The organism is Roseibium sp. 10G30-5, from assembly GCF_055809635.1.
The window spans coordinates 1037089-1053746 of the sequence record NZ_CM147918.1; the positions used below are offsets into that span (position 1 = coordinate 1037089).

14 protein-coding genes, 1 other RNA gene and 2 pseudogenes are annotated in these 16658 nt (G+C 56.7%); 2 read left to right on the top strand and 15 right to left on the bottom strand.

Annotated features, from left to right (window positions below):
- Positions 1–8 precede the first annotated feature (8 nt).
- The 5 genes from ftsL to AC0L7U_RS05330 all read right to left on the bottom strand — a co-directional run bounded on the left by ftsL (position 9) and on the right by AC0L7U_RS05330 (position 3779).
- Positions 9–335, bottom strand: coding sequence for a cell division protein FtsL (ftsL, locus tag AC0L7U_RS05310; protein ID WP_473694368.1), 327 nt, complete (start codon positions 333–335; stop codon positions 9–11).
- Complete coding sequence (gene rsmH / locus AC0L7U_RS05315; protein WP_473694370.1) at positions 301–1404, bottom strand: 16S rRNA (cytosine(1402)-N(4))-methyltransferase RsmH; 1104 nt, start codon at positions 1402–1404, stop codon at positions 301–303. Before rsmH ends, ftsL begins: the two co-directional genes overlap by 35 nt.
- The gene (locus AC0L7U_RS05320; protein WP_473694372.1) at positions 1404–1874 is read right to left on the bottom strand and encodes a division/cell wall cluster transcriptional repressor MraZ; all 471 of its coding nucleotides are present in this window, start codon (positions 1872–1874) and stop codon (positions 1404–1406) included. The genes rsmH and AC0L7U_RS05320 overlap by 1 nt, the downstream gene beginning before the upstream one ends.
- Positions 1875–2322: 448 nt before the next feature.
- Complete coding sequence (gene pdxR, locus AC0L7U_RS05325) at positions 2323–3501, bottom strand: MocR-like pyridoxine biosynthesis transcription factor PdxR (protein ID WP_473694374.1); 1179 nt, start codon at positions 3499–3501, stop codon at positions 2323–2325.
- Positions 3489–3779: a GntR family transcriptional regulator gene (locus tag AC0L7U_RS05330; RefSeq protein WP_473694376.1), complete on the bottom strand. Its 291-nt coding sequence runs from the start codon at positions 3777–3779 to the stop codon at positions 3489–3491. Before AC0L7U_RS05330 ends, pdxR begins: the two co-directional genes overlap by 13 nt.
- 115 nt (positions 3780–3894) lie before the next feature.
- Here AC0L7U_RS05330 and AC0L7U_RS05335 point away from each other — a divergent pair, with 115 nt between their 5' ends.
- The gene (locus AC0L7U_RS05335; protein WP_473694378.1) at positions 3895–4545 is read left to right on the top strand and encodes a pyridoxamine 5'-phosphate oxidase family protein; all 651 of its coding nucleotides are present in this window, start codon (positions 3895–3897) and stop codon (positions 4543–4545) included.
- A 77-nt stretch (positions 4546–4622) separates the two neighbouring features.
- Here the strand turns inward: AC0L7U_RS05335 and AC0L7U_RS05340 are convergent, their stop codons facing one another.
- The 8 genes and pseudogenes from AC0L7U_RS05340 to AC0L7U_RS05375 all read right to left on the bottom strand — a co-directional run bounded on the left by AC0L7U_RS05340 (position 4623) and on the right by AC0L7U_RS05375 (position 11867).
- Positions 4623–5597, bottom strand: coding sequence for a DUF2332 domain-containing protein (locus AC0L7U_RS05340; protein WP_473694379.1), 975 nt, complete (start codon positions 5595–5597; stop codon positions 4623–4625).
- Positions 5598–5621: 24 nt separating this feature from the next.
- On the bottom strand, positions 5622–7160 hold the full coding sequence (locus tag AC0L7U_RS05345) for a S1C family serine protease (protein WP_473694381.1): 1539 nt from the start codon (positions 7158–7160) through the stop codon (positions 5622–5624).
- A 138-nt stretch (positions 7161–7298) separates the two neighbouring features.
- Positions 7299–7697: RNase P RNA component class A (gene rnpB, locus AC0L7U_RS05350), an RNA gene on the bottom strand.
- A gap of 399 nt (positions 7698–8096) precedes the next feature.
- Positions 8097–8834 (bottom strand): lytic transglycosylase domain-containing protein, encoded by a 738-nt coding sequence (locus AC0L7U_RS05355; RefSeq protein WP_473694383.1) that lies wholly within the window; start codon positions 8832–8834, stop codon positions 8097–8099.
- Between the two features lie 533 nt (positions 8835–9367).
- The gene (locus AC0L7U_RS05360) at positions 9368–9796 is read right to left on the bottom strand and encodes a GNAT family N-acetyltransferase (RefSeq protein ID WP_473694384.1); all 429 of its coding nucleotides are present in this window, start codon (positions 9794–9796) and stop codon (positions 9368–9370) included.
- Between the two features lie 121 nt (positions 9797–9917).
- Positions 9918–10220 carry a VOC family protein gene (locus tag AC0L7U_RS05365; protein ID WP_473694386.1) on the bottom strand — a complete coding sequence of 101 codons (303 nt, stop codon included), beginning with the start codon at positions 10218–10220 and terminating at the stop codon, positions 9918–9920.
- 191 nt (positions 10221–10411) lie between these two features.
- Positions 10412–11172 (bottom strand): annotated as a pseudogene (locus AC0L7U_RS05370) (N-acetylmuramoyl-L-alanine amidase).
- A 2-nt stretch (positions 11173–11174) separates the two neighbouring features.
- Complete coding sequence (locus AC0L7U_RS05375; RefSeq protein ID WP_473694388.1) at positions 11175–11867, bottom strand: TerB family tellurite resistance protein; 693 nt, start codon at positions 11865–11867, stop codon at positions 11175–11177.
- Between the two features lie 771 nt (positions 11868–12638).
- On the opposite strand from AC0L7U_RS05375, the pseudogene AC0L7U_RS05380 reads away from it, so the two are divergent.
- Positions 12639–14354, top strand: a pseudogene (locus AC0L7U_RS05380) (putative bifunctional diguanylate cyclase/phosphodiesterase).
- A gap of 179 nt (positions 14355–14533) precedes the next feature.
- Here the strand turns inward: AC0L7U_RS05380 and AC0L7U_RS05385 are convergent.
- Entirely contained in the window at positions 14534–15067 is a 534-nt protein-coding gene (locus tag AC0L7U_RS05385; protein WP_473694390.1) for a winged helix DNA-binding protein, read from the bottom strand.
- 115 nt (positions 15068–15182) lie between these two features.
- Positions 15183–16448, bottom strand: coding sequence for a glycosyltransferase family 87 protein (locus AC0L7U_RS05390; protein ID WP_473694392.1), 1266 nt, complete (start codon positions 16446–16448; stop codon positions 15183–15185).
- Positions 16449–16658 lie beyond the last annotated feature (210 nt).

Sequence of the window (16658 nt, forward strand, 5' to 3'; positions counted from 1 at the left end):
GTTGCCCCTCATCGCGCGGGTTGAGTGGTGGTGTCGGAACCCGCGGATGACTTGGCTCCATCAATCGGTTGCAAACTGGACTGTCGCATCGGCAAATCGTCAAAACTCACGATCTGATGCGGATCAACTTCCTGCAGTTGCAGGTAGTCCTGGTAACGCGCCGCCAGCGTTTGCAGCCGGTCCGGCTGGTCAAGCACGGCCCATTCAGCCTCCAGATGCTTGATCGTGTTTTTTTCCTGAGAAATCTGCTTTTGCAGCGCCTCGACATGTAGGGCCGAATTACGAGCCCCCTGCTTGATGTCATAGACAGCCATCGCACCAACAATGACCAGCATGACCCAGACCACATTGAGAAAACGAACCACGCTCACCCCCCAATCCATGGAATTCCGCCAGACGCGGAACTCCAAATGCATGAATGTCAAAGGCGCGTGCGGGCTCTTGCGTACGCTTTCCGGCGCGCAACTTCGCAGAACGTGCACGCGGATTGGCTTGAGCCTCTTCATCGGTCGGGTCGACCGCCTTGCGGGTCAACAGCTCGAACGTCGGCGGTTCAATTTCTTCTTGTGGCATGTGACGCGAGCCACCCGCATGAGTGCGCGAGCGGTCCGCAAAGAACCGCTTCACAATGCGATCTTCCAACGAATGGAAACTCACCAGAACCAAACGGCCACCAGGACGCAAAATGCGTTCGGCCGCCTCAAGCGCCAAAGCCGCCTGATGCAATTCCGCGTTCACATAAATACGCAAGCCCTGAAAAGTGCGAGTGGCAGGGTGGATCTGCGCCTTCTTCGGCGAACGTCCCAGCACCTTTTCAACCAGAGCGGCAAGCTCACTCGTCCGCTCGAACGGTTTTTCCTGCCGGGCACGCTCAATGGCATGTGCCACAGACGTTGCCCGCTTCTCCTCACCAAGAAGCCCGATGATGCGGATCAGATCCTTGACTGGCAATTCATTGACCACATCGGCAGCTGACGGGCCCGCCTGCTCCATACGCATGTCCAGAGGTCCGTCGCGCATAAAGGAAAACCCGCGCTCCGCCTCATCAAGCTGCATGGACGAAACGCCCAGATCCAGCACCACACCGTCCACCGCTTCATGCCCGGCCTGACGCGCATGTTCATCCAGATGGCGAAACTGCCCCGGGACAAGCTGTAAAGCCCCGTTGGAGGCTTCCACCAGCGGTTGTCCGTTGGCGATAGCGTCCGGATCTCGGTCAATTCCGACCACGCGCGCGCCGGCAGCCAGCAAGGCACGAGAATACCCGCCAGCCCCGAAGGTGCCGTCAATAATCACCTCACCCATCTGCGGCGCGAGATAACGCACCACCGGATCCAGGAGCACAGGTACATGGCGTTCTTCATTCTGTTTGTCGGTAAATACATCTGCGCCAGATCGCTCCATCAAGACAGCCCTCCCGCAGCCGAGCCGCCGGGCATCTGACCTGAGAGCATCGCCATGGCGCGCTTGGCGGCCTCGGCACGATGCACCTTGAACTTTTCCGGTTGCCAGATCTGAAATTTATAGCCAAGCCCTGCGAACGTCACATGATCAGTCAGGCCGGTGTGCTCACGCACCATGTCAGAGATCATCATACGTCCATCACCGTCGATCTTCGGCGTTTCACTGGCTCCGAACAATGCCATCGCAAGGGCATCGTGGTCGGGCGACAATTTGGAAAAGGCATCGAGCCGGGTTTGAATTTCGCCAAGCAGCTCATTGCCGCCTGCGTCAATGGCCTCGCAATGCGGTGACGCAATGCAGTACAGGCCTTCAAATCCATCCTTCGCAAGAACCGCACGGAAGGGAGCCGGGATCGAAACACGACCCTTGGCATCCAGCCGGTTGGTGAAATGCGAGACGAACCCTGCCATTTGTCTCCCCAAGACGGACCATCACAGCCCGGATTAAAGCCTAAAAAGCACCCAAATCTTGAGAAGAGCCGCGAGCAGAGCTGCCTGTCGGCAACGGCTTGCCCGCAACGTCCCATACAGGACACGAAAACGGGATAACACTCCCCTTTCTGGGTATTTATGGGATACCATGGGATTTGATGGGAGGTCAATGGAAACGCGCTGTCCTGAAGAGCTTGAGAGAGCACCCCTGCCTCATACAGAAGCATGGCCTTCTATGGTTAATGGACCCTTGACAGCATTGAGGAAACAGCCATTGGCGTAGACGAAAAACAACGCTCAAATTGCCTCTTGGCGACCCTCCGTAAAATTGTCAAAACTGTGGACAGAGTGGGATAACTCAAGGCATTTCCTGCCACAAAGCAGGTCGCGTCTCGCGTGGAGATATCATTTGCGCTCGTGATTTCTGCTAGGCAGAAACGGCCTGCTTTTTGCAAATCGCAAGAAGTGTGTGCAGCGCACGCTCCAGAACAGGCTCCTCGAAAGCGGCATATCCAAGCACCAGCCCCTGTCGCACCTGTGCGCCGACATAGAAGCCCGACAAAGGCCGCACTCCGAGTCCCGCATCTCGCGTCGCCCGGCACAGGTCCACATCATGCAAACCTTGCAAGCGCGGGCCCAGCGCACACACGAGATGCATACCGGAAGGCTCCACCATCGGCACCAGCAAGCCTTCGAACTGATCGGCCAGCCGTTGCAGCACAAACCGCTGACGTTGCGCATAAAGCCTGCGAACACGGCGCAAATGAGATGCAAACTCGCCATCGGCCATGAACCGGGCCAAAGCCGGTTGCGGGATCAACGAGGGTTGCAGTGCTCGACGTCGTACTTCCGTTCGCACATCGGCCAGCGCGCGCTCTGGAACAACGACGTATCCAAGCCGCAAGGCGGGCGACAAAAGCTTTGAGAAACTTCCCAGATAGATCGTCCGACCCTGCTGATCCAACCCGGCGAGAGCAGGCAATGGCTGACCGGTATAGCGAAACTCACTGTCGTAATCGTCTTCGACAATCAGCTTGCTGCCCGTGCTTGCCCAGTCAAGCAGCTTCAGGCGCCGGGCCAGTGGCATCGTCATGCCAAGGGGAAACTGGCGCGACGGCGTAACGATGGCGCACACGGCGTCTGCGTTCAAGAGAGCAGGATCCAGCCCGTCGCCATCCACCGGCAAAGGCTGCACGTCCATGCCTTCCTCCGCAAAACGACCTCTCATCGCCGCATATCCGGGATCTTCCATATGAACGATCCCACCTTGCGGCATCAGGCGTGAGATCAGACGAAACGATTCTGACGCTCCAGACGTGATGACCACTTGACCGGGACCGCACCTGACACCCCGCCATGCTTCCAGATGCGCCGCAATGGCAGCGCGTAGAGCAGGCAGACCAAGCGGATCGGGTAATTCCAGCAGGTCAGGTGTCGGATTTTGCCACGCACTCGCCAGATACCGGGCCCACAATCGGTGCGGAAACGCTGCCATATCCGGCATTCCCGCATAAAGCGGTCGCACAACCTGGCTTCCCTCAGGTGCGGACTGCTGATGGACTTGCCCCTGATCCGCACGGGCATGTGGCGATGTCAGATGCGACAATTCGTCAACGACAAAGGTCCCCGCCCCTGGCGGGAGGTCAAATAACCCTCGGCCCCCAGTTGATCGAGCGCAGCGACCACTGTCGTGCGCGACACGGAAACCTCCGCCGCCAGCACACGGCTGGCCGGCAGGCGTGCTCCCCTTGGGGCCACGCCATTCAGGATCATCTGACGCAACGCGTTCACAAGCTGCACCTGCAATGACGTGCCACCGTCCCGATCGAGTGTCAGCGACAAAAGCGCAGACTGAAACCGACTGCTGGCGGAGCTTTTGGGCATGACGAGCTTTCTTCACAAAATTGGACTTATGCTTTTTATCGAAAATGGATCTTTTTAAAAGTCCTATTTGGCAACACAAGACTAGGGAACACCGATCAGAAAAGAGATTGCTCCCATGGATGTCCTTCAACAAACAGACAGAACCCGCCTGAGGCGCTCGCACCCGCGAGGCTTGTTCGACCGCGCCACGGTCAACGCCGTTCTTGACGCCCAGCCAATGTGCACTGTTGGATATGTGTTCGATGGCAAGCCTTACGTCACTCCGACCCTGCAATGGCGCGAAGGCAATCATGTCTATTGGCATGGTTCCTCCGCCAGCCGCGCCCTGAAGGCGGGCCGTAACGAAGAGGTTTGCCTCAGTGTTTCGATCCTGGATGGTTTCGTGATCGCCCGTTCCGGCTTTCACCACTCGGTCAACTCGCGCTCGGTCACGCTTTTCGGCACAGCGCATGTCGTGCCTGAGGAAGATAAGGAAGCCCGCCTATGCGCCTTTCTTGACCACCTTTGGCCCGGACGCGCCAAGGCAGTGCGCGCCAACTCCGCACAAGAGCGCAAGGCCACAATGATCCTCTCGATGGAAATTTCCGAGGGCAGCGCCAAGGTGCGAACCGGTGGGCCGAATGACGATGAGGAAGACTATGCTCTGCCGATCTGGGCAGGTGTCATTCCCGTCACCACCACAATCGGAACACCCGAACCGGATCCACGCAATCTGCCCGGCGTCGACATGCCCACGCATCTGACGCGCAATCCCTGGATCGACTGATCCGTTCCCTTTGACACCCGAGAGCGCCGCGCAACGCCCCTGTTCGCGGCGCTTTTCGTCACCCCGATAAAGTCAGGTCAGCGATCAATCCATTGCATGGCCTGACCATGAGGCATGGTCCAGGCCATGGGCTGACCGTCTTGAGCCATGAGAAACATGCCAGATGGCTCAGGTCCAACGCCTTGCGAAAAGGCCGGAAACACACGCACACTCTCATTTGAAATCCAGACCGTACGCGGATGCGCGCGCATCGTTTGCGCAAAGGTTTGGCGTTTTTCCGGGTCCCGGATGTAGCTCAAGACCGCCGTATGAAAGACAACCGGCGTCACATCCTGTGGCACGTCCGCCAGCAGATCGGGCAGATCGATCAATAAATCACCTTGCTCAACAACAGGCAGAGCATTTCGTGCCAGCGTCACGGCTTTGCGAAATCTCTCCAATCGCGCCGTTTGTCCTAGCCAGATCAGAGTTTCCAGCCATCCGACGGCCGCTTCGTCTCGAACATCCAGTGGGTTGAGGTCAAGACCACGGCGCCAGACCACCTGTGGCAGCACGGCTGGCAATGGCGTTTCCGGGGAGACCTTGCAAGGAAACTCAGGCCAAGCTTCAGCACCCGCAACATCTGGCTGCAAGCGCATCGTATCATTGTAGCAATAGCCATACTGCTCCGGCAGCAGACAGAGCCCTGCCGACGCGCCCACTTCAATCAAGGCAACCGGCCCCTGTATCCGCCCCAGCAACGGCATCAGCACAGCACACCGCGCTGGTTCATTCGTCTGGGTGGAGTGCGTGGCCATGATCTGCCGCAAGGCATCGCCTCGCTCCAAAACCGCCTGATCCAGCAGGGTCCCATCCTGCCCTGCGCCATACAGCATGCGCACGGCAGCAAAAAACAGATTGGGTTGCTGCTCGCGCGGTGACAAGGGCGTCAAAAATTGCTGCACGACCGGACTTTGCGCCGCATGGCGCGCCCAGCGTTCGTAAAGCGATGACACACCAGCCGCCTCTTTTTCGGCAAAGCGATCATAAAGACCGGCAATCGGTGAAGGCATTCAAGGCTCCCGGTTCCCGCGCAGTCATTTACACAGGATGAAGCGCGTCACACGCTGCAACTGTTTGGCAAGGTCCTCCGGGGACAGGCGTTGCACTGTATCCGACAGCGTTGGCTTAACGCTGTTTTGCGACAGGAACAATTTGGCGATCGCTCCGCGAATGGCAAAATTGATGTTTTGCGGAATGTCGCCATTCAGTGCGGCCACCCGACGCGCATTCAGTTTGGCAACCACCACGCCGACCACTCGCCCATAGGCATCCATCACAGGACCACCAGAATTTCCCGGCTGAACCGGAGCCGAAATCTGCATCTCGGTGCTCTTGCCATGCAAGCCTTTCAAGGCTGTGACAGCCCCTCTCGTGACGTTCAGCCCGCCCAGAATATCCGCCAATGGATAGCCTGCCACCGTGACGTCCGCATTCAGTGGCGCGGCCGCCGGCGCGAAAGATACCGCAGGACTACCGCTCAAATCTGCAACCTTCAGCAAGGCCAAATCAAAGACGGCATCCTGAGCGACCACAACCGCAGCATGACCATCAACGGTCACCATATGACAGCCGTCAACCACATGATTGTTGGTCAACACAGATCCGCTCGTCGCAACGACAAACCCTGTGCCGGAATAAACAGCGCCTTTTTCACGCGGCTCGTTTGCTGCGGACGGCATACCCCCCGACGCCTCCAAGCCGTTTTCGCTCTCCGCCCCATTTGTCGCTGGAAGGATAGGCGTTTCCGGGACAGGTGGGGCCGAAGGCTGTTTCTGGCTCTGTTCGAACTGTTTGCGCAAGGACGCAACCGTGCCTTGGGGAATATCATCCGAGAGTTCGTTTGCCTTGAGCACCTTGGCCAGAGAGACGATCCCTTCGTTCAATTCGCCTGAGGGCAAATAAATTGGCAGAGCATATCCCCGCTGGATACTGCCGGAGACCGCCGCCATCAGCCCCGCATCCTGACGACCCGCCGACAAAATGATCGTCGACCAAGCCCCTTTGCGAAAATCAGAGCGCGTGTAGATCGACAGACCAGCCCCAATCTTCGTTGACGTGATCCACAGCGATGCTTTGCGAAGGCTATAGGTCTTGGAACCTCGCAAGGCCTTGCGCATGGCAAAGGCATGCAACGCGACCATCTGCTGATACCTGCCACGCGTCAGGGAAATGCCGAGAGAGCTGCCCGTATCCTCAAGATTGAAAATCGTCTGTGTCGAGGCTCCATCGTGAATGGTCTTCGCCGGCATCAAAAAGGACATGTCCAGCGTTTCGAAATATTGCTCACGCCAGCCTTTCTTGTCGAAGGCGAGTGCTGTTTGGAAGGCAAGGAACGACACTATCCAGTTTGGGACCATCGCACCGTCCAGACCTGCGGACAGAGCATAGTGCTCAAGTGCTCGCTGACTGCCGCGCCCCCAAGCCCCATCAATCAAAGCCTTATAGTCACCGTTCAAGGCCAGCCCGGTCTGCAAAAACCGCTTCTCGGTTGAGGACAGAAGGCGCGCATCAAACTCGGCACTAAGACCAGGCACCGTATAGGCAAAAACCGGACGCAAAAGTGCGCTAAACATCAGCAGAGCAAGAAAAAAGAACCGCATGGAACCGGGTTGTAAAAGAGATGAAAGAACAACTTTTACAAGTATCGCAATATTTGGAAACCAAGACAAGCACGCAGGGAATGACCGGGGCGCGCCTTGATCTGAAATGAAAATGCCAGTCGGCCTGTAAGCCGGGTTCTGTACGGTATACGGCCGAAACCGCATACGTGACAGCCATTCATCTGGGACGCCCGTTGCCGGACGCCTCTCGCAACCTACCCGGACAACTGGCCTGTAAACGAGCCCGGACGACAAGCGCCCGCGTTGTCCCTATTCGGTTTTGCTCCCGGTGGGGTTTACCGTGCCGCGTCCGTTACCGTCCGCGCGGTGGGCTCTTACCCCACCCTTTCACCCTTACCTTGCATCAAATGCAAGGCGGTTTGCTTTCTGTGGCACTTTCCCTGAGGTCGCCCTCGCCGGGCGTTACCCGGCACCGTGTTTCCCTGGAGCCCGGACTTTCCTCCCCCGCGGCCTTTCGGCACTTGCGGCAGCGGCTGTCCGGCCGACTGGCACCCGCTGCATTAGGGGCATTTGCACAACAGGTCAACCGCCACAGCACATCCTTGTGCCACAGCAACAGATGAGTGGCCCAGCGCGTCAACTACAGGCAACGTTTCGCACTCCAAAACACAAACGGCTCCCCGTTCAACCTAGAACAGGGAGCCGTTCGCAAATGGGCCTTTGTCAGGCCGGATATCAGACAGGAACCGCTCAACCGAGCAGTGAACGATCTCCAGTATCCTTGCGAGGGGCCTTGGGTCCGGGATCCGAGACCGCGCGCGCCCAACGCTCAAGACAGGAAACGCCTTTTGACCTCACCGCTCATCAGGACACGACACAACCTCTTGCGGGCTTCAGTGTCGATATGACGGAGTGGATCTATTGCAGAGCGTTTGCCTGCCAGGAGGATCAGCCAGCAGCCAGCAAACGCTTGACGTTGGTACAATAGCGCGCGCTATGCGGGTTCATCCGCTTGGCATAGTGACCGGCATTATAGCGCAGGATTGTGCCGCACAGGCTGCCTGAAGCAAGCTGCTGTGCCTTGGCAAGATAGCGCATGCCATACTCGAGGTTAGTCTTTGGGTCATAAAGCCCCTTGGCAGAGCCATGGTAACCGATGGCGCGGGCTGTCGATGGCTTGATCTGCATCAGGCCGATTTCGCCGTGCGTTCCACGAGCAAACGGATTGAAGTTGCTTTCAATCTGAACCACCGCTTTGGCAATCTGAAAGGACACGCCGTGCTTGTCGGCGGCATCACGGATCAGCTTCAGATAACTTGCCTGACGCGTATTGAACTTTTCATACGCTGCAACAACCGTCTTGGTATCCGCTTTCTTGGGCGCGCGCTTTGCAACCTTTTTGGCGGCATGACGTTTTGCCTTGCGAGCAGTGTGCGTCTTCTTATGCTTGCGCGCAGGCTTTTTCGCCGTCTTCTTCTTGTCTTTGGAGTCCTGAGCCTTACCGGCATTGACCACGCGCAGGATACCACCTTCACCCGATGGCGAACCGATGACGTCCAGTTTTACATTCTTGCGATTGTTATCGTGAGAAGACGACTTCGTATCGCTCGCCTTCGGGCGGATAATGCCCCCCTGTGCCATCGCAGGCTGATAACAGCCAAGTACAGTCAAAAGAGAAATTGCCAAGGCCAATCGGCCGGGCGTGTGTCGTAAACGACTTCAACATTCCGTCGAGCCCTCAAAGTTTGCATCAGGTGTCTGTTTGTCGGGCCGGAGGAATGACGGAAGTATGAGACGAAAATCAGCCCGCTCAGTTCACGAAATATTACAGAAAACGGGGGCTTTTGGTGCTATGCATGGTTAAATACTAAGCAAAATTGACCATTAAATTTGAAAAATTGACAGAAAAAAGGCGAAACATTGCCCAGAGATTGACGCGCGTGACGTTAATCTGACAACACCTCGTCGGGATCTTGATCACCCTTATTTTTTACAATCCACTATCCCCAACGTATCAGTTAATGAAAAGTTTCATTTTCGCGGCAGAAAAAGGTCACTTCCGGCTGAAGCGCCGTTTTCACCATCACACGCGCAAGACACAGATCGACACAACGCGGACCACAAAGCCGCCAAGCTTTGACCTGTCAGACAATTTTCACGGTCGAGAAGGTGATAAGAGGTTTTGGCCAGCCATGGGGCAGGACCGGGCTGCTCAAGGATCAGCGTTGCAGACGGTAAGCCATGCCTTGCGTGTTGTCGGGCGCCGTCAGCTTGAAGCCATATTGTGCATACAGGCGGTGAGCTTCGCCATCGGCCATCAGACTGACGTAAGCCAGATCCGGCAAATGCGCATCAACATATTGCATCAAAGCACTCATGATAACTTTGCCGAGTCCTTGGCCACGATGCGCGGCATCAACGACAATATCCGTAATCTGAAAAAAACAGCCACCGTCACCGGTCAGACGCCCCATACCGACAGGAAGGCCGCCCTTCAGGACTGTCACACCGTAAATCGAGTTCGGCAGGCCTATCATGGCTCCTTCCCGCGAGAAGGCACTCAAGCCCCCGTTCTGGCGGAGCCGAAGATAATCGTCCACATCAGGAACGCGCTCCACAACATCATAGCCTTGCACCTGTGAAATCATCTCAAACACTCCCCCTCGTCATCGCGGATCATAGGCCACTTCCAGCCGCGTGCCGCCTGGTTCATAGACCATGAAATGCTCCTTCGGCCCCTTCCCGGAAAACTCGGGCGCAAACTCGACCTCAACGCCTTAGCCATCCCTTGACCGCTTCAAAAACCTCGCGCAGAGCCTCGGCAGATGCCACCTTCAGCGCAAAATGGTGCAGCCCGATATTCTTGTGACGATCAAAAGCCGCCAACTCGTCGCCCTTGCATTGCCAGAGTGTCAACTTCGACACGCCATCGGTCATATAGGCAGATGGATAGTCAGGATTACCACCCGTTTGCCACCAGCCCAGCACCTTTTCAAAAAAGTCTTTGCTGGCGCCCAGATCACGCACACTCAACCCCAAGTGATCAATGCCCACAGTCACAGCATCCCCCATGTCGGACCTCCTTTGCAAAACCAACGCATGAAGCCATCGCCCCCATGGTCCCGACAGATGGTCGAAGAGCAAGGGCACGTGCATCGTGGCAGGGAAACCACAAGATACGACCCAAAAAATCGGCCACAGGATCAATCAGATTTTCTGACCGATGGCGCAAATCGACTAAAGTTTTTGAAGCTGCGGAAGCCTTACGCCAGGCTCGGCAGCCGCGACAGAAGTGTGTGAAGGGTCTCGACAGTCGACTGGTCAACGATGCCATCCACCCGTGCGGGTCGGAAATGGCGCTGGAAGGCTGTCACGGCATATCGGGTCTTTTCATCAAACACGCCGGAGATAGGAACGTCATAACCGTAAATACCCAACATCGACTGGACGGCCTCCACGGGCTGGCCCTCCTCCCCTTCTTGCAAAAAGAGATTGCCGCGGAAAGCGGCCGGTTCAACGTAATGGCCAACGCCTTGTGCTGCGAGACGATGCCAGGGGAATTTTTCGCCCGGATCTTCCTTGCGATCAGCCGCCACGTCCGAATGAGCCAGCACACGAAAGGCTGGAATGTCATGACGCCGACAAATGTCCTGCGCCAACTCGATCACACTGTCGATCTGAACCTGCGGAAAGTCCGCATAACCATGTTCATGGCCCGGATTGACAATCTCGACGCCAATGGAACAGGAGTTGAGGTCGGTCTCCCCTTCCAGAAACTGCGTCCGGCATGCCATGCGCGACGGCTTTCTGGAACGCACTGCAAAATGGCACCGTCTTCATGCACCAGATAATGCGCCGAAACTTCCGACGCTGGATTGCACAGTCGTTGCAGGGCAGCTTCGCCGGTTTCCATACCCGTATAATGCAGGATAAGCATGGTGATCTTGGCGCCGTCGGGCCGTTCGCCATGATTGGGCGAAGGGTGAACCCGCGCCTTGACGGAAGTATCGGTGGCAATACCCATGTTCAAATTCCTCTTTCGAGCCGGATTTGCGACCAGGCCTCGTTCAGAGACGCCATGCGATCATTGGCCAGCCTGACAAACGCCTGCGGCACACCACGTGCGATCAGTCTGTCGGGATGGGTTTCACGCGCCTCTTTGCGATAGCGCTCGCGCAACTCCGTATCGCTTGCATGTCTTGTCAACCCGAGAACCCGATAGGGATCGCCCGCATCCCGAACGTGCCGTGCCTTCACCCGATCAAATTCGCTCTGGCTGAGTTCGAACAGTTCCGCGACGCGCGTCAGAAAGGCGATCTCCGTTTCCGTGATCAGCCCGTCCGCCGCAGCGATCTGGAACAGGCCATCCAAAATATCCATCAAGGTCAGCTTGTCGTAGGGAAACAGATAGGCAAGCTTCTTGGCGTAGGTCTCAAATCCGGCAATATCGGCCTTGGCCAGATTGAACAGCCGCGCGACGTTTTTCTCTTCGTCAGGCGGGATCTCGAAAAGATCCTCAAATGCGCGAACCTCGTCTGTTGTCACAACGCCATCGGCCTTTGCCATCTTGGCGGACAGAGCAATCATGGCAACCGTAAAAGCAACCGAATGGGTGCCCTCCGGTTTGGACAACACCAATTGGACCAGCCGGTCAACCAGTTGGACGCCGCCCGTGCCGATGCCGGACAAAATGCTCGCCAGATTTCGCCAAACGCTCAAACGGATCTCCTGCCTTGGTCGTCCATTCTAGTCCTCCCTGGAATGCCTCACCGAGTGATCCGAATCCAGGCCCTTCCATTCGGGACAGGGTTTAACCTTCAACCCCCAACATGAAAAGCGTTATAGTTGGCAACCAGAGCGGCCCTGCAACATTTCACTGTGAAAGGTACATCACCCCGCATCCCTCAGGTTGGCAGGGGCACTTTTAAAACTTTTAAAACTACTGCCACGCGCAACCAACCAAAAGTGACCAGCCAAGATAAGATCAGAGACTTTCAAAATCTTACCGCACGGGTAAACTGATGAGAAACGAGTTCGTGCTATTGTTTGTTTTTTCAAGGGAAGAATTTTCTGATCCGCATGCGACCAGTACCACAAATTACAAGATTGTTTGTCTTCGCGCTCGCGATCATCGCGTGCTGTGGCCTATTGCTTTTTGCCAGCGATCGCATCATCAAGATCTCTGATCTGAACAGCTTCTCCACGACTGCGACGACACGCGTCGCAGGGCTTTTGACAGAAGATGACTTTCGCAATCAGCTCAACTCGACACTTGATCGCAAGATCCAGGCGGATGCTATTGGCATTCGTCCAAGCGCCGACATCCTTGACCAGGACGCGGGGCAAAATTCTGATCCGCAGACTGCGTTCCTGCCAGATCGGCTGCGCATGGGGCTTGAAAAGGTCGTCGCCCCAGCCACCATTACGGCGGTCCTTGTCCAGCCGCTTGACGACATTCGTGCTGACAGCGCGCTGAGCAACAGCCAGTCGATGCTGCTGGCCAAAGGAGGTCTGCCAGCACAGATCCTCAAAAAGGCCAAAGCGCGCATCGCCCGTGCCAGCCTGCCCTTCATTGAAACCGCATTCTCGTTCTTCGGGCCGATCTCGGATAAAACTCTTCTTGTCATCCCGCAGCGCAAGAGCAGCACGACCAAGGCCGCCTTGTTGCTGGCTCTGGACAACACACCCGCCCTTGCCCCTTACAGCCGCAATCGTCAGATCGCCCTGACCTCGTCACTGCTGCTCGCACTGTTGTGCATCTTTGGCACCGGTTTTTTGTTCTGGCTTCAGTTTCGTAAGAAAATGCAGACCAGCGAAGCTCTGGAATTTCTAGCCCACCACGATGCTCTGACTGGCCTGCCCAACCGCGTGGTGTTCAACGCCCGCATGGCTGATGCCATTCGCATGTCGCACACCAAGGCGGAGAATATTGCCGCCATGCTGATCGACGTGGACAAGTTCAAACAAGTCAACGACACGCATGGCCATGGTGCGGGTGACATCTATTTGCAGATCATTGCAGAACGATTGCGCACCGTCTTCGCCAAGCATCTGGTCGCCCGCCTGTCAGGCGACGAGTTTGCTGTTCTGTGCCTGCCGGGAACCGACCGGACACGCTTGACGAAATTGGCAATCGACCTGATGAGCGCAGCAAAAGTACCATGTCTGATTGAAGGCAAGGAAATTCCGCTGTCGCTCTCCGTGGGCATCGCCTCGGCCAAGGATGCCAACTGGCGCCCGACCCGACTGATGCATTGCGCTGATCTGGCTCTTTACCGCGCCAAGCACAGCGGTCGCTCAACCTATGTCTGGTATTCCGAAGACATGGATGCCGAAGCACAGCAACGCAAGGTGATTGAAGCAGGGCTTGAAGATGCCCTTCTCAACAATCAGTTCGAGTTGGTGTTCCAGCCGGAATATTCTCTGATCGACAACAAACTGCGCTGCTACGAAGCGCTCATCCGCTGGCAACACCCCACCAAGGGCAATATTCCGCCTGATCGCTTCATCCCGGTTGCCGAAGAAAGTGGCCTCAGCACCAAGATTGGCGACTGGGTGCTGGTCAATGCCTGCCGTCAGGCAGCCTCCTAGGCTGACAAGTCGACACATCTGGCCATCAATATGTCGCCAACGCAGTTCAATCCGGATGAGACCCCCTCGCGCATCGCAGCCGCTCTGGAGAGCACCGGTCTGGAGGCAGAGCGCCTTGAACTAGAGATCACCGAGCCTCTGCTGCTGTCGAATACGGATGCCGTCCTTGCCGCGCTTGAAGAGATTCGCAGGCTGGGCGTGAGTGTCACAATGGACGATTTCGGCACGGGCTATTCTTCCCTCACCTATCTGAGCCAATTTGCCTTCGACAAGGTCAAGATCGATGGCTCTCTGATCCGCCGCCTTGGACGCGACGAGCGCATCGACGCCATCGTCACGTCGATCATCGGTCTTGGTCGCTCACGAGGCCTGCGGGTTGTGGCGGAGGGCGTGGAAACGCACGAGCAGGTGACGCTCCTGCGGGCTGCGGGCTGCGATCAGGCGCAGGGCTTTCTGTTTGGCCGTCCCAACGCAGTGCATCTGCATGAGAACCGCCGCGCCGACCGAGAAACCGGTGAACTGGAAGCCGCGACCACCAACCATTGGACAATGTTGTCCGAGACCGAAAAGCCCAAAACCACCTCTCCAACGGATAGTCTGCCTTGCACCTCATGACGAGGTAGAGCTGCCGTCTCTGTAGTAGCGAAGGGCAACCGGCGGGCAGTTCGCTCTGGATGAAAAATAGCACCCCGAGGCAAGGCACTGACAGTGACTACCTGCAGCGTACGCTGCTCAAGCGTGCTGCTGCGTGAGGGGCTTGACACTGACATCTCTCAGGAGATGGCCAGCCTGCGTTACATGGCCGCCGCAGCACGCGCAGCTTGATCATAATGCCCGGAGACAAGCCTGAGGGTCGTTGCCAAACGGGACAGTTCTTCTTCGTCCAGTTTCAGCGCTTTCAATGGTTCAACCAACAAGGCCTCCCGGAGACGCCGGTATTCCAGACACGCTTCCTCCCCTGCCGCTGTAATCGCAACGGACTTTTCCTTGCCACGGCGTCCGGTTTCCACCAATTCGGCCTTTTGCAGTTTCTTCAAGGCATAGGTCACCACATGCGTGTCCTCGATGTTGAGAACAAGACAAATATCCGCCAAGGTTTTGGGGCGGCCGCGATGGTTCACTGCATGTAAAACCTGCACATCCATCGGGCCAAGGGCCTGCGTGCCACCTGCTGCCATGCAACGCGTCATCCAGCGTTGATAGGCATTGACCATCATCGTCACGGCAAATTCCAGTTCGGACAACGCTGGCATCGCGCCAGAAGCCAGATGTGCTGCCGATACAATCGGCCCGATGTGCCGCTTCGCACCCGCGTCGTCACTTGTCATGATGATCCCCAACCCTTGCTTCTGTCTTACCCGACATCGCACGAAAACGACGCCAGTGCCTCATAATGATCAGCGTTGAAGCTGGCATCAAGCGGATGAACGGGGAAAACTGCGATCAGGAGGCGGCGATGGCTTTGGCATCGCTGTCATCCAGCCCCAGACGAGCCTCGTAACGACACCGGCGCAAGCACATCCAGAAGACGGTCAACGGCACAAGCCCTGAAACGGTGAAGCTGGCAAATGCCGTCAAAGCAAAGCCTGCGAGCATCAACACCACGACGCCAAAGAGGGCCTCCCGCTCTCCCGTCAGGAAGCCATCGACCATGCCGCGCCGCGCCAAAAGCGCCAGAGGAATGGCCATAAGGGTCAAATCATAGTTGAGGAAAAACGGACTGGCCATGGCGCCTGCACTGACAAGCAGGGCAGCCTGCGATTTGAAGGGCAACGTGTGACGACGCCAGACAATCACCACTGAAATGAATGCAACCACAGCAACCACCGTCTGTGCAAGCGACGCAAGGCTGGCGGGCAATCCGATGCCGCGTATGAAGCCATACAGCGAGGCATATTTCGTCATCGGCACAATGGCATCGGCAAGCCAGACGTGAGCAAACGGGATCTGGGCGAAGAAGGCCATCCAGACCCCAAGACCGAAGGCCGCAATACTGGCTCCCACAAGGACCATCGTCGTGAGAACCGCAATCCCGAAAGTGCGCCAGTAGCCACCAGCCATCAAAGCGAAGGGAATGAGAATGCCCAGGTGCGGCTTGAACGTCATCAGACCGATCAAAACCCCCGCAAGACTAAAATGACGGCGCTGGAGACACGTCAGCGCCCCCGCGAGAAGGGCCGCACTGAGCAAAGTGTTCTGCCCTGACAGCACACAATACAAACAAGCAGGAAACAGCAAGGCAACGCTTGCCAGCCACCGGTCTTTAACCAAGGCCCTTAATGCAGCCCAAAAGACCGCGAACGACAAGGCTTCAAACAAAAGCACCGCCTGCAAGAACCCGAAGAAGGCAAATGGCATCACGTAAAGCAGAAAGGTCGGCGGATAGAAGAAGGCAAACTCACCATGTCCGGTCAACGACTGCTGGAACGACGAAAACAGATCATAATGATAAGGCAGATCCACTTCGCCTGCCAAAACAGCGTTCGCTGCCGACCAGAAAGAAATGAAATCGGCGAAATGCGCCTGACCGCCGCCGCGCAGAATTGCGACGATAGACAGAGCAATGCCCACGGCAAGGCAGACCAGTTCAAAGGCACAAGCCGCGTCGACAAAGTTGCGAGAGAGAAGTCGACCGCGCCATCGGGCATAGACTGCCTTGAAGCGCAAGCCCCCTGCATCGGCACTTAGTTCGCGTTCGCCTGCCGTCAAAATGGTGCTCCCACTAGATTGCGGTCAATTCAAAATACGATCAGGCCGCGCGCCTTTCACAAATCAAACGGTAACGCCATACTGCTTCACCACGTCTCACAAAGCCGTTAATCGGCGACAAAAGTTTAGATCTATCTCTCATTGACAATTTATCGATATTTTATGAATGTCAGACAACGGCGGGCGTAAGATCTGCCAAGGACCAGACAG

What these genes read in the sequence shown, in the direction of transcription:
- ftsL (WP_473694368.1), bottom strand. Translation starts at nt 335, where the DNA reads ATGCTGGTCATTGTTGGTGCGATGGCTGTCTATGACATCAAGCAGGGG.
- rsmH (WP_473694370.1), bottom strand. Translation starts at nt 1,404, where the DNA reads ATGGAGCGATCTGGCGCAGATGTATTTACCGACAAACAGAATGAAGAA.
- AC0L7U_RS05320 (WP_473694372.1), bottom strand. Translation starts at nt 1,874, where the DNA reads ATGGCAGGGTTCGTCTCGCATTTCACCAACCGGCTGGATGCCAAGGGT.
- AC0L7U_RS05330 (WP_473694376.1), bottom strand. Translation starts at nt 3,779, where the DNA reads ATGCCCAAAAGCTCCGCCAGCAGTCGGTTTCAGTCTGCGCTTTTGTCG.
- AC0L7U_RS05335 (WP_473694378.1), top strand. Translation starts at nt 3,895, where the DNA reads ATGGATGTCCTTCAACAAACAGACAGAACCCGCCTGAGGCGCTCGCAC.
- AC0L7U_RS05340 (WP_473694379.1), bottom strand. Translation starts at nt 5,597, where the DNA reads ATGCCTTCACCGATTGCCGGTCTTTATGATCGCTTTGCCGAAAAAGAG.
- AC0L7U_RS05345 (WP_473694381.1), bottom strand. Translation starts at nt 7,160, where the DNA reads ATGTTTAGCGCACTTTTGCGTCCGGTTTTTGCCTATACGGTGCCTGGT.
- AC0L7U_RS05360 (WP_473694384.1), bottom strand. Translation starts at nt 9,796, where the DNA reads ATGATTTCACAGGTGCAAGGCTATGATGTTGTGGAGCGCGTTCCTGAT.
- AC0L7U_RS05365 (WP_473694386.1), bottom strand. Translation starts at nt 10,220, where the DNA reads ATGGGGGATGCTGTGACTGTGGGCATTGATCACTTGGGGTTGAGTGTG.
- AC0L7U_RS05385 (WP_473694390.1), bottom strand. Translation starts at nt 15,067, where the DNA reads ATGACAAGTGACGACGCGGGTGCGAAGCGGCACATCGGGCCGATTGTA.